Raw genomic sequence first — 12,967 nt, forward strand, 5'->3', positions numbered from 1 at the left:
GTTATATGGTCAAGCCTCACGGGCAATTAGTATTGGTTAGCTCAACGCCTCACAGCGCTTACACACCCAACCTATCAACGTCGTAGTCTTCGACGGCCCTTCAGGGGACTCAAGGTCCCAGTGAGATCTCATCTTGAGGCTAGTTTCCCGCTTAGATGCTTTCAGCGGTTATCTATTCCGAACATAGCTACCCGGCAATGCCACTGGCGTGACAACCGGAACACCAGAGGTTCGTCCACTCCGGTCCTCTCGTACTAGGAGCAGCCCCTCTCAAATCTCAAACGTCCACGGCAGATAGGGACCGAACTGTCTCACGACGTTCTAAACCCAGCTCGCGTACCACTTTAAATGGCGAACAGCCATACCCTTGGGACCGGCTTCAGCCCCAGGATGTGATGAGCCGACATCGAGGTGCCAAACACCGCCGTCGATATGAACTCTTGGGCGGTATCAGCCTGTTATCCCCGGAGTACCTTTTATCCGTTGAGCGATGGCCCTTCCATACAGAACCACCGGATCACTAAGACCTACTTTCGTACCTGCTCGACGTGTCTGTCTCGCAGTCAAGCGCGCTTTTGCCTTTATACTCTACGACCGATTTCCGACCGGTCTGAGCGCACCTTCGTACTCCTCCGTTACTCTTTAGGAGGAGACCGCCCCAGTCAAACTACCCACCATACACTGTCCTCGATCCGGATAACGGACCTGAGTTAGAACCTCAAAGTTGCCAGGGTGGTATTTCAAGGTTGGCTCCACGCGAACTGGCGTCCACGCTTCAAAGCCTCCCACCTATCCTACACAAGCAAATTCAAAGTCCAGTGCAAAGCTATAGTAAAGGTTCACGGGGTCTTTCCGTCTAGCCGCGGATACACTGCATCTTCACAGCGATTTCAATTTCACTGAGTCTCGGGTGGAGACAGCGCCGCCATCGTTACGCCATTCGTGCAGGTCGGAACTTACCCGACAAGGAATTTCGCTACCTTAGGACCGTTATAGTTACGGCCGCCGTTTACCGGGGCTTCGATCAAGAGCTTCGCGTTAGCTAACCCCATCAATTAACCTTCCGGCACCGGGCAGGCGTCACACCCTATACGTCCACTTTCGTGTTTGCAGAGTGCTGTGTTTTTAATAAACAGTCGCAGCGGCCTGGTATCTTCGACCGGCATGAGCTTACGGAGCAAGTCCTTCACCCTCACCGGCGCACCTTCTCCCGAAGTTACGGTGCCATTTTGCCTAGTTCCTTCACCCGAGTTCTCTCAAGCGCCTTGGTATTCTCTACCCAACCACCTGTGTCGGTTTGGGGTACGGTTCCTGGTTACCTGAAGCTTAGAAGCTTTTCTTGGAAGCATGGCATCAACCACTTCGTCATCTAAAAGATGACTCGTCATCAGCTCTCGGCCTTAGAATCCCGGATTTACCTAAGATTCCAGCCTACCACCTTAAACTTGGACAACCAACGCCAAGCTGGCCTAGCCTTCTCCGTCCCTCCATCGCAATAACCAGAAGTACAGGAATATTAACCTGTTTTCCATCGACTACGCTTTTCAGCCTCGCCTTAGGGACCGACTAACCCTGCGTCGATTAACGTTGCGCAGGAAACCTTGGTCTTTCGGCGTGGGTGTTTTTCACACCCATTATCGTTACTCATGTCAGCATTCGCACTTCTGATACCTCCAGCAAGCTTCTCAACTCACCTTCACAGGCTTACAGAACGCTCCTCTACCGCATCACTTACGTGATACCCGTAGCTTCGGTGTATGGTTTGAGCCCCGTTACATCTTCCGCGCAGGCCGACTCGACTAGTGAGCTATTACGCTTTCTTTAAAGGGTGGCTGCTTCTAAGCCAACCTCCTAGCTGTCTAAGCCTTCCCACATCGTTTCCCACTTAACCATAACTTTGGGACCTTAGCTGACGGTCTGGGTTGTTTCCCTTTTCACGACGGACGTTAGCACCCGCCGTGTGTCTCCCATGCTCGGCACTTGTAGGTATTCGGAGTTTGCATCGGTTTGGTAAGTCGGGATGACCCCCTAGCCGAAACAGTGCTCTACCCCCTACAGTGATACATGAGGCGCTACCTAAATAGCTTTCGAGGAGAACCAGCTATCTCCGAGCTTGATTAGCCTTTCACTCCGATCCACAGGTCATCCGCTAACTTTTCAACGGTAGTCGGTTCGGTCCTCCAGTTAGTGTTACCCAACCTTCAACCTGCCCATGGATAGATCGCCCGGTTTCGGGTCTATTCCCAGCGACTAGACGCCCTATTAAGACTCGCTTTCGCTACGCCTCCCCTATTCGGTTAAGCTCGCCACTGAAAATAAGTCGCTGACCCATTATACAAAAGGTACGCAGTCACCTAACAAGTAGGCTCCCACTGCTTGTACGCATACGGTTTCAGGATCTATTTCACTCCCCTCTCCGGGGTTCTTTTCGCCTTTCCCTCACGGTACTAGTTCACTATCGGTCAGTCAGTAGTATTTAGCCTTGGAGGATGGTCCCCCCATATTCAGACAAAGTTTCTCGTGCTCCGTCCTACTCGATTTCATGACTAAGAGATTTTCGCGTACAGGGCTATCACCCACTATGGCCGCACTTTCCAGAGCGTTCCGCTAATCTCAAAGCCACTTAAGGGCTAGTCCCCGTTCGCTCGCCACTACTAAGGGAATCTCGGTTGATTTCTTTTCCTCAGGGTACTTAGATGTTTCAGTTCCCCTGGTTCGCCCCTTACACCTATGTATTCAGTGTAAGGTAACCATCTTATGATGGCTGGGTTCCCCCATTCAGACATCTCCGGATCAAAGTCTGTTTGCCGACTCCCCGAAGCTTTTCGCAGGCTACCACGTCTTTCATCGCCTCTGACTGCCAAGGCATCCACCGTATGCGCTTCTTCACTTGACCATATAACCCCAAGCAATCTGGTTATACTGTGAAGACGACATTCGCCGAAAATTCGAATTTCTCAACTAAGAGAACTCACAAATTTTACCTTAGCCTGATCCGTTACCAGTGAAAGTAACGTTCAGTCTATCTTTCTATCACATACCCAAATTTTTAAAGAACGATCTAATCAAAGACTAGAAATCAACATTCACCATCATCACGATGGAATGCTCATTTCTAAGCTTTCAAACTTCAGAAGCAGTAGTGGTGGAGCCAAACGGGATCGAACCGTTGACCTCCTGCGTGCAAGGCAGGCGCTCTCCCAGCTGAGCTATGGCCCCGTATTGCTACAGGTTCCCACACAAAATTGGTGGGTCTGGGCAGATTCGAACTGCCGACCTCACCCTTATCAGGGGTGCGCTCTAACCAACTGAGCTACAGACCCAATTTCGGGCTGCTTCTTATCGTCTTCTTCAATGAATCAAGCAATTCGTGTGGGAACTTATGGAGCAGCTGATGTCGTCGATTAAGGAGGTGATCCAGCCGCAGGTTCCCCTACGGCTACCTTGTTACGACTTCACCCCAGTCATGAATCACACCGTGGTAACCGTCCCCCCGAAGGTTAGACTAGCTACTTCTGGTGCAACCCACTCCCATGGTGTGACGGGCGGTGTGTACAAGGCCCGGGAACGTATTCACCGCGACATTCTGATTCGCGATTACTAGCGATTCCGACTTCACGCAGTCGAGTTGCAGACTGCGATCCGGACTACGATCGGTTTTCTGGGATTAGCTCCACCTCGCGGCTTGGCAACCCTCTGTACCGACCATTGTAGCACGTGTGTAGCCCAGGCCGTAAGGGCCATGATGACTTGACGTCATCCCCACCTTCCTCCGGTTTGTCACCGGCAGTCTCCTTAGAGTGCCCACCATTACGTGCTGGTAACTAAGGACAAGGGTTGCGCTCGTTACGGGACTTAACCCAACATCTCACGACACGAGCTGACGACAGCCATGCAGCACCTGTCTCAATGTTCCCGAAGGCACCAATCTATCTCTAGAAAGTTCATTGGATGTCAAGGCCTGGTAAGGTTCTTCGCGTTGCTTCGAATTAAACCACATGCTCCACCGCTTGTGCGGGCCCCCGTCAATTCATTTGAGTTTTAACCTTGCGGCCGTACTCCCCAGGCGGTCAACTTAATGCGTTAGCTGCGCCACTAAGAGCTCAAGGCTCCCAACGGCTAGTTGACATCGTTTACGGCGTGGACTACCAGGGTATCTAATCCTGTTTGCTCCCCACGCTTTCGCACCTCAGTGTCAGTATCAGTCCAGGTGGTCGCCTTCGCCACTGGTGTTCCTTCCTATATCTACGCATTTCACCGCTACACAGGAAATTCCACCACCCTCTACCATACTCTAGTCAGTCAGTTTTGAATGCAGTTCCCAGGTTGAGCCCGGGGATTTCACATCCAACTTAACTAACCACCTACGCGCGCTTTACGCCCAGTAATTCCGATTAACGCTTGCACCCTCTGTATTACCGCGGCTGCTGGCACAGAGTTAGCCGGTGCTTATTCTGTCGGTAACGTCAAAACAATCACGTATTAGGTAACTGCCCTTCCTCCCAACTTAAAGTGCTTTACAATCCGAAGACCTTCTTCACACACGCGGCATGGCTGGATCAGGCTTTCGCCCATTGTCCAATATTCCCCACTGCTGCCTCCCGTAGGAGTCTGGACCGTGTCTCAGTTCCAGTGTGACTGATCATCCTCTCAGACCAGTTACGGATCGTCGCCTTGGTGAGCCATTACCTCACCAACTAGCTAATCCGACCTAGGCTCATCTGATAGCGCAAGGCCCGAAGGTCCCCTGCTTTCCCCCGTAGGACGTATGCGGTATTAGCGTCCGTTTCCGAACGTTATCCCCCACTACCAGGCAGATTCCTAGGCATTACTCACCCGTCCGCCGCTCTCAAGAGAAGCAAGCTTCTCTCTACCGCTCGACTTGCATGTGTTAGGCCTGCCGCCAGCGTTCAATCTGAGCCATGATCAAACTCTTCAGTTCAAACATCTTTGGGTTTTTAAGAAACCCTAAACTTGGCTCAGCAATCGTTGGTTACATCTTTGATTTCTCGCGGAGTAACTTGTGATGCTGATAATCTTGTTGACTATCAGTCTGACTCCACAAGCACCCACACGAATTGCTTGATTCAGTTGTTAAAGAGCGGTTGGTTAAGATCTTTCGTCTCAACCGAGGCGCGCATTCTACAGCAGCCTCATTTGCTGTCAAGTGATTATTTTCAGAAGTTTTCAAAGTTTCCTTTGTAACTTCAACCACTTGCGCTTCCGATCTCTCGTTAGCGGGAGGCGAATTCTACAGCGTTACACGCTGCTGTCAACACCTCTTTTTCTCCGCTTTCGACCGAGAAGATCGAAACGTTAATAGAGCCAAACAACCCTGCTCTACCAACTCCTTCCAGGCTTCGATGAACTGAAGCAGGTCGCTGTCGAATCTTGCGTAACTCTTTGTTTACCAAGGAGTTTCCCGTTTCGACTGCGCCGGAAGTGGGGCGAATTATAGACGTCCAGGATTTGCCGTCAAGGGTTAATTACGCTTTTGTTGCAGAAGGTGCTTTTTTCGCAATAAGGCGCGGAATTCGCCGCATCACCGGCGGTATCCGCAGGACAAGAAGCAGCGCACCTATAGAAGCATAGATAGCCCACTCCTTCAGATCCGCCCGCACGATCCACAACATATGCAACAAGCCAAGCCCAAGCACGCCATACACCAGGCGATGCAACTTCTTCCAACGGCTGCCCAACCGACGCTGACAGTAGCGATTCGACGTCAGCGCCAGCACCAATAAAGACAGGAAACCCAGGGCCCCCACAATAATGTAGGGGCGCTTACTCAATTCCACCCCCAGCTGCGACCAATCCAGCCCCAGGACAAACACACAATATGCCGCCAGGTGCAGCACCACATAAGCAAAGCACCACAACCCCAACTGACGCCGCACCGCGATCCACCCTGCCCAACCGCTCAACTTCTGCAACGGTGTCATCGCCAGGGTAATCAACAGCAGGATCAACGTGCCCAAGCCCAGCCGGTCAACCAGCACCTTGCCTGGGTCCGGCCCCAAGGCAGAACGCCACGCTTCGTACAGCCAGAGCAACGGCCATACCGCGGTGGCGATAAACACGCCGATGCGCCAGATCGGGAAACGCATCAGTAGTTCTTCCGCAGGTCGAGGCCGGTATAAAGCGCCGCCACCTCATCCGAGTAACCGTTGAACATCTGCGTCTCGCGCACATTCGGGCTGAACAGGCCACTCGGCAAGCGCCGTTCACGCGCCTGGGTCCAACGAGGGTGATCGACCGTCGGGTTCACGTTCGCATAAAACCCGTACTCATTCGCCGCAATACTTTGCCAAGTGGTTTTCGGCTGCTCGCTCACCAAGCTGATACGCACGATGGACTTCACGCTCTTGAAGCCATACTTCCATGGCACCACCAAACGCAACGGCGCGCCATTCTGGTTAGGCAACTCGCGCCCATACATCCCCACCGCCAGAATCGCCAGGGGATTCATCGCCTCATCCAGACGCAGCCCTTCTACATAGGGCCAATCGATCAAGCCGAAACTCGAGCGCTGGCCCGGCATGCTTTTTGGGTCCTGGAGGGTTTCGAAGCGGATGTACTTGGCTTTGGAAGTCGGCTCAACCTGCTTGAGCAACGCCGAAATGGGAAAACCCATCCACGGAATGACCATCGACCACGCCTCCACACAGCGCAGACGGTAGATTCGCTCTTCCAATTGATACGGCTTCATGAAGTCTTCCAGGGCGTAACGCCCCGGCTTTGCGACCTCGCCATCGATCACTACACTCCAGGGCTCGGTCTTGAGCGAACCTGCATTCGCCGCTGGATCGCCCTTGTCCGTGCCGAACTCATAGAAGTTGTTGTAGTGGGTCGCGTCCTTGAACGGGGTGATGGCTTCGTCCTTGACGGTCACCGCCTGCCATTTCGTACCCGGCAGTTTTTCGGCAAACCAGCCTGGCGCCTTGCCTGGTTCGACATCCGCATAGCGCGCGGCATCGTCAGCGCTGGCCCAGCGCGGCAAGCTGCTGGCGGCAACACCGGCCAGCGCACCACCGAGCAAGCTACGGCGAGACAGGTAGAAGGATTCAGGAGTGACGTCCGATTCATGACAATCGGACGCTTTGGGCAATTTGATTAACATGGCAACTCCGCAGCATTGGAGAACTGATGCACCAATAGACTGCGGAGTATGGGGGAAATTACATTAAGGCAATGTTTTGTCCCGACGCAGTTGCAGCAGATACTGAACCGGCCCGGAAGCGGCATACACCAGGAACACCAGCAGCAGAATACGCGGCGGATCACTGAAGACCACGGCGAACACCAGCACCACCGCAAGGATGGCCACGAACGGCACGCGCCCCTTGAGGTCGAGTTCCTTGAAGCTGTTGTACTTGATGTTACTGACCATCAGCATGCCGGCGGCCGCAACCATCAAGGCCACCAGGAACGACATCTTCGATCCCTGGATGCCGTAGTCACTGAACGCCCAGACGATCCCCGCCACCACGCCCGCAGCAGCCGGGCTGGCCAGGCCGATGAAGTAACGCTTGTCGGCGGTCCCCACCTGGGTGTTGAAGCGCGCCAGGCGCAGCGCGGCGCCCGCGACATAGATGAAGGCCACCATCCAGCCGACCTTGCCCATGTCACCCAGGGCCCAGGCAAACGCCAGCAACGCAGGCGCGACACCAAAGGCAACCATGTCCGACAGCGAGTCATACTCGGCACCGAAGGCGCTTTGGGTATTGGTCATGCGCGCCACGCGCCCATCGAGACCGTCGAGCACCATGGCGACGAAGATGGCGATCGCCGCAAAACCGAAGTACTTGCTGGCACTCACCGCATCACCCGCCGCCAGCGCACTCTGGGCGCTCATGGAGTTGATGATGGAGTAGAACCCGGCAAACAGGTTCGCCGTAGTGAACAGATTGGGCAGGAGATAGATGCCACGATGCCGGACCTTGCGGCCTTCCGCGTCATGCCCTTCTTCAACATGTTCATCGATCGGTAGCAGGCTATCGGCGTCAGAAGCCTGGTTTGGCTCTTCGGGACGTTCGCTCATGGACTTTACCTTGCAACGGTGTGAAAAAATTCGACAGATACTTGCGGCGAGTGTTCGCCCGCAAACGATGCAGCTTTATACCAGAACCAGCCACCCAAACGAAAAAACGCGGCCTAAGCCGCGTTTTTTCTAGATGCATCCGACTTAGTTTTTGGCTTTGTCGACGATCTTGTTGGCACCGATCCACGGCATCATGGAGCGCAGTTGCTCGCCGATGATTTCGATACCGTGAGCGGCGTTGTTACGACGCTTGGCGGTCATCGAAGGGTAGCCGGTAGCGCCTTCGCTGATGAACATTTTGGCGTATTCGCCGTCCTGAATGCGTTTCAGAGCGTTGCGCATGGCCTGACGGGACTCGGCGTTGATCACTTCCGGGCCAGTCACGTACTCGCCGTATTCGGCGTTGTTGGAGATCGAGTAGTTCATGTTGGCGATACCGCCTTCGTACATGAGGTCCACGATCAGCTTCAGTTCGTGCAGGCATTCGAAGTAGGCCATTTCCGGCGCGTAGCCGGCTTCAACCAGGGTTTCGAAACCGGCTTTGACCAGTTCAACGGTACCGCCGCACAGAACGGCTTGTTCGCCGAACAGGTCGGTTTCAGTCTCGTCCTTGAAAGTGGTTTCGATGATGCCGGTACGACCGCCACCAACGCCGGCAGCGTAGGACAGCGCAACGTTCTTGGCGTTGCCCGACGCGTCCTGGTAGATCGCGATCAGGTCAGGGATACCGCCGCCTTTGACGAACTCGGAACGCACGGTGTGGCCCGGGGCTTTCGGCGCGATCATGATCACGTCGAGGTCAGCGCGTGGCACGACTTGGTTGTAGTGGATCGCGAAGCCGTGGGAGAAGGCCAGGGTGGCGCCCTTCTTGATGTTCGGCTCGATTTCGTTCTTGTACAGCGCGGACTGGAACTCATCCGGGGTCAGGATCATGACCAGGTCGGCAGCGGCAACGGCGGAAGCAACGTCAGTCACTTTCAGGCCGTGGGCTTCAGCCTTGGCAACAGTGGCCGAGCCTTTGCGCAGGCCAACAGTCACGTCAACGCCGGAATCTTTCAGGTTGCAAGCTTGCGCGTGGCCCTGGGAACCGTAGCCGATGATGGCGACTTTCTTGCCCTGGATGATCGACAGGTCACAATCTTTATCGTAATAAACTTTCATGAGGTTCCTCTATATATCCAGGCCTTAAGGCCATTCACTAATTTGGGTTAGATGCTGAGTACTTTGTCGCCACGGGCAATCCCGGTGACACCACTGCGTACAGTTTCCAGAATCGAGGCCGTCCCGATCGACTGGATGAAGCTGTCCAGCTTGTCGCTTGTACCGGTCAATTGCACGGTATAAACGCTGGCGCTCACATCGACGATCTGCCCGCGATAAATGTCGGTAGTACGCTTGATCTCGGCACGTTGGGCGCCCGTGGCCTTGACTTTAACCAGCATCAGCTCGCGCTCGATGTGGGCACTTTCCGACAGGTCGACCAGCTTGACCACTTCGATCAGCTTGTTGAGGTTTTTGGTGATCTGCTCGATCACCTCATCGTGGCCCACGGTGGTCAACGTCAGGCGCGACAGGGTCGGGTCTTCGGTCGGTGCCACGGTCAGGCTTTCGATGTTGTAGTTGCGTTGCGAAAACAAGCCGACAACACGAGACAGAGCGCCGGGTTCGTTCTCCAGAAGCAGGGAGATTATGTGCCGCATGATTAGGTACGCTCCGTCTTGTTCAGCCACATGTCACGCATAGAGCCGTCTTTGATCTGCATCGGATAGACGTGCTCGCTGGTATCCACCTGAATATCGATGAACACCAGGCGATCCTTCATGGCGAACGCTTCTTCCATCTTCGGCTTCAGATCTTTCAGATCGTTGATGCGAATACCGACGTGGCCGTAAGCCTCGACCAATTTGACGAAGTCGGGCAGCGATTCCATGTAGGAATGGGAGTGACGACTACCGTAGCTCATGTCCTGCCATTGACGAACCATGCCCAACACGCCGTTGTTCAGGCACACGATCTTCACCGGAAGGCCGTACTGCAGGCATGTCGACAGCTCCTGGATGTTCATCTGGATGCTGCCTTCGCCGGTGACGCATGCAACGTCGCTGTCCGGGAAGCTCAGTTTGACACCCATGGCCGCAGGGAAACCAAAGCCCATCGTGCCCAGGCCACCGGAGTTGATCCAGCGGTTAGGCTTGTCGAACTTGTAGTACTGCGCGGCGAACATCTGGTGCTGGCCCACGTCGGAGGTCACAAAGGCATCGCCCTTGGTCACTTCGCACAGGGTCTCGATCACGGTTTGTGGCTTGATGATGCTGCCGTCGCCCTTGTCATAAGGGAACAGGCCGCGGTCACCGCGCCATTCGTCGATCTGCTTCCACCAGCTGGCGACAGCTTCTTTGTTCGGCGTCTCGCCGATTTCCTTCAGCGCAGCGACCATTTCGGTCAACACGCTCTCCACCGGACCTACGATCGGCACGTCGGCCTTGATGGTCTTGGAGATGGACGCCGGGTCGATGTCGATATGAATGATCTTGGCATTCGGGCAGAACTTGCTCGCGCCGTTGATCACCCGGTCATCGAACCGCGCGCCCACGGCCAGGATCACGTCGGCGTGGTGCATGGTCAGGTTGGCGGTGTAGCTGCCGTGCATGCCGAGCATGCCGACGAACTGACGGTCCGTACCCGGGAATGCGCCGAGGCCCATCAGGGTGTTGGTCACCGGCAGGTTGAGCAGCTTGGCCAGTTCGGTCAACGGTGCGGAACCGCCGCCCAGAATCACGCCGCCGCCCGAGTACAGCACCGGGCGCTTGGCCGCCAAGAGCATTTCTGCCGCCTTGCGGATCTGCCCCGAGTGCCCACGAACGGCCGGGCTGTAGGAACGCAGCTTGGCTTTCTTCGGGAAGACGTATTCGAATTTCTCGGCCGGGTTGGTCATGTCTTTCGGGATATCGACCACTACAGGGCCCGGGCGACCGGACTGTGCGAGGTAGAACGCCTTTTTCATGATTTCCGGGATTTCCGAGGCATGCTTGATCATGAAACTGTGTTTCACGATCGGCCGGGAGATACCGATCATGTCGGTTTCCTGGAATGCATCGGTACCGACCATGGTGCTAGCGACCTGGCCGGAAATGATCACCATCGGGATGGAGTCCATATAAGCAGTCGCGATGCCGGTAATGGCATTGGTTGCGCCTGGACCGGACGTTACCAGTACCACGCCGGCTTTACCGGTGGCACGGGCATAACCGTCAGCCATATGGGTTGCAGCCTGTTCGTGGCGAACCAGGATGTGGGTAACAGCCGGTTCCTTGAACAGTGCGTCATAGACGTGCAGCAGAGCACCACCAGGGTACCCGTAGATATAGTCAACGCCTTCGTCACGCAAAAAGCGGACGAGCATCTCACCGCCAGATAAAAGCTCCACGTTGTTCACCTCTAAAACGCCAGAATACCGTCCGTTAAAAACCGACGGGTCTTAATAGGTTTACTTCTCAACAGAGCATGAGCGACGGTGGTCGCCGACTACGTCAGCACTGACTGAGCAAGTATTGGGATCGTCCCAAGTGTTGCGGGCTCTTCCCACCCAGCGCGAGGTAACGCGTTGCGGGTGTAACAGGTCGGCGCGGATGTGCGCCTCATGATCTGCTGAGCGGGCCTGCTTCTGGCAGTCCCGATACAGCGGACTTTGGATTCTTCTGTTTCAGGCCCTTCAAGTCAAGCAATAATTGCGCTTTTTTCCAACTAAGCGCATGAGAACGTAGAAGAAAGGGCTTTGAGGAGGGATAAAACTCGCCTGAATGTCGTCAAGCGGTAGAAATGTGCGCAAGACTGCCGGAAAAACCGGCAGCCAGGCAATTAACGAGCGTCGACGATCAATTGGTCGAACTTTTTCAGCGCATTGCGCAAACCCTGGCTTTCCAGCGGCCGGTCGGTGTAGACCATCTCGGCCATCTCCATGATCCCGGAAGCATTTGGCAACGGCAGGTTCTGTTCGAGGATCTGCTTCATTCGCACCAGGAAGATCCACTGCAGCCACTGGTGGAAGTCCAGGGTGTCGACCGAAAAGGGCTCGACGCTGCTGAGCGCCTCGGCGCTGGGGGACACCTCGTCCCACCAGCCCTGCAGGCGCAATTCGCGCTCAATCAGCAACAGCTGTTCGGCAATCGCTGGAAAACGCACATCCATCAGAGGCTGACCTTGGCTTTCTGCCGAGCCTGGGCGGCACCGGCAGCGTCGCCTTGTGCAGCACGCGCATCACCGATCAAGGCCCACAGGCTGGCCTGCAGGTCAGGACGGCCGCTGGCCAGGGTCAGGCCACGACGGGCAAACTGTTCGGCTTGCGGCGCATCGCCCTGGGCCATCCGCACCTGGGCCAGGCGATACAGCACCTGCGGTTCACGCGGCGCAACGCGCTGGGCGCGCTCGAGGCTCGACGATGCACCGTTCAAGTCGCCACCGGCCTGCTGTTGCTGGGCAGTGGTGAGCAAGGCCAGTACCGGGCCGTCCAGTTGCTCGTCAGCCGACAGGCCGCCCGCGCTGGAGGACGACGGAATGCCGCTTGGCGTCGACGGCATGGTGTAGGTGTTCTGGTTGATCGGCGCGGCCTGGACCGGCGTGGCGTCAATCGGCCCCGACGTGCTAGGCCCTGGCGTCCACGGCTCGGCGCTGATCGGCGCCGATGTCGCAGCACCGGCGCCCGGCACCATCACCACCACACCCGAATCCTGCGGCACGGCGCGGGTCGCGGCCTGGGCAGGACGCTTGGTCACGGTCTGACGGAAACCGCCATTGGCCGAGATCCGATCGTTATTGGAGACGGTTGTGCTCGAGTCCACCACGGGAATGGAGCCGCGCTGAACGCTGGAGCAACCGCCGAGCAAAGCCAGAGCTGTAATAGCTGGAATCCACCACTTGTTCACTTGA

The 12,967-nt window shown here is 55.6% G+C and carries 8 protein-coding genes, 2 tRNA genes and 2 rRNA genes; all 12 read right to left on the bottom strand.

What is annotated here, in order from left to right; all coding sequences use genetic code 11:
• Positions 1 to 5: 5 nt before the first annotated feature.
• Positions 6 to 2,896: ribosomal RNA gene (locus RGV59_RS00590) — 23S ribosomal RNA — on the bottom strand.
• A 247-nt stretch (positions 2,897 to 3,143) separates the two neighbouring features.
• Positions 3,144 to 3,219: transfer RNA gene (locus tag RGV59_RS00595), tRNA-Ala, on the bottom strand.
• Positions 3,220 to 3,246: 27 nt separating this feature from the next.
• Positions 3,247 to 3,323: transfer RNA gene (locus tag RGV59_RS00600), tRNA-Ile, on the bottom strand.
• An 82-nt stretch (positions 3,324 to 3,405) separates the two neighbouring features.
• Positions 3,406 to 4,942: ribosomal RNA gene (locus RGV59_RS00605) — 16S ribosomal RNA — on the bottom strand.
• Together the 16S and 23S rRNA genes with 2 tRNA genes alongside form the textbook arrangement of a ribosomal RNA operon.
• 544 nt (positions 4,943 to 5,486) lie before the next feature.
• Positions 5,487 to 6,107, bottom strand: coding sequence for a protein-methionine-sulfoxide reductase heme-binding subunit MsrQ (msrQ, locus tag RGV59_RS00610; protein ID WP_126586586.1), 621 nt, complete (start codon positions 6,105 to 6,107; stop codon positions 5,487 to 5,489).
• Positions 6,107 to 7,120: a protein-methionine-sulfoxide reductase catalytic subunit MsrP gene (gene msrP / locus RGV59_RS00615; RefSeq protein ID WP_017847455.1), complete on the bottom strand. Its 1,014-nt coding sequence runs from the start codon at positions 7,118 to 7,120 to the stop codon at positions 6,107 to 6,109. The genes msrQ and msrP overlap by 1 nt, the downstream gene beginning before the upstream one ends.
• Positions 7,121 to 7,183: 63 nt before the next feature.
• Complete coding sequence (pssA, locus tag RGV59_RS00620; RefSeq protein ID WP_017847454.1) at positions 7,184 to 8,041, bottom strand: CDP-diacylglycerol--serine O-phosphatidyltransferase; 858 nt, start codon at positions 8,039 to 8,041, stop codon at positions 7,184 to 7,186.
• Between the two features lie 144 nt (positions 8,042 to 8,185).
• The gene (gene ilvC, locus RGV59_RS00625; RefSeq protein WP_003212125.1) at positions 8,186 to 9,202 is read right to left on the bottom strand and encodes a ketol-acid reductoisomerase; all 1,017 of its coding nucleotides are present in this window, start codon (positions 9,200 to 9,202) and stop codon (positions 8,186 to 8,188) included.
• Positions 9,203 to 9,249: 47 nt separating this feature from the next.
• Complete coding sequence (ilvN, locus tag RGV59_RS00630; protein WP_003176102.1) at positions 9,250 to 9,741, bottom strand: acetolactate synthase small subunit; 492 nt, start codon at positions 9,739 to 9,741, stop codon at positions 9,250 to 9,252.
• A 2-nt stretch (positions 9,742 to 9,743) separates the two neighbouring features.
• The gene (locus RGV59_RS00635; RefSeq protein ID WP_026140092.1) at positions 9,744 to 11,468 is read right to left on the bottom strand and encodes an acetolactate synthase 3 large subunit; all 1,725 of its coding nucleotides are present in this window, start codon (positions 11,466 to 11,468) and stop codon (positions 9,744 to 9,746) included.
• Between the two features lie 431 nt (positions 11,469 to 11,899).
• The gene (locus tag RGV59_RS00640) at positions 11,900 to 12,229 is read right to left on the bottom strand and encodes a YqcC family protein (RefSeq protein WP_017847451.1); all 330 of its coding nucleotides are present in this window, start codon (positions 12,227 to 12,229) and stop codon (positions 11,900 to 11,902) included.
• Positions 12,229 to 12,963: a tetratricopeptide repeat protein gene (locus RGV59_RS00645; RefSeq protein ID WP_126586588.1), complete on the bottom strand. Its 735-nt coding sequence runs from the start codon at positions 12,961 to 12,963 to the stop codon at positions 12,229 to 12,231. The genes RGV59_RS00640 and RGV59_RS00645 overlap by 1 nt, the downstream gene beginning before the upstream one ends.
• Positions 12,964 to 12,967: the final 4 nt, after the last annotated feature.

It is taken from the genome of Pseudomonas sp. FG1 (genome assembly GCF_034313875.1).
In the GTDB taxonomy this organism is placed as follows: Bacteria; Pseudomonadota; Gammaproteobacteria; order Pseudomonadales; family Pseudomonadaceae; genus Aquipseudomonas; species Aquipseudomonas veronii.

Excerpts from the sequence above, each read along its gene's own strand:
- msrQ (WP_126586586.1), bottom strand. The coding sequence starts at position 6,107 with ATGCGTTTCCCGATCTGGCGCATCGGCGTGTTTATCGCCACCGCGGTA.
- msrP (WP_017847455.1), bottom strand. The coding sequence starts at position 7,120 with ATGTTAATCAAATTGCCCAAAGCGTCCGATTGTCATGAATCGGACGTC.
- pssA (WP_017847454.1), bottom strand. The coding sequence starts at position 8,041 with ATGAGCGAACGTCCCGAAGAGCCAAACCAGGCTTCTGACGCCGATAGC.
- ilvC (WP_003212125.1), bottom strand. The coding sequence starts at position 9,202 with ATGAAAGTTTATTACGATAAAGATTGTGACCTGTCGATCATCCAGGGC.
- ilvN (WP_003176102.1), bottom strand. The coding sequence starts at position 9,741 with ATGCGGCACATAATCTCCCTGCTTCTGGAGAACGAACCCGGCGCTCTG.
- RGV59_RS00640 (WP_017847451.1), bottom strand. The coding sequence starts at position 12,229 with ATGGATGTGCGTTTTCCAGCGATTGCCGAACAGCTGTTGCTGATTGAG.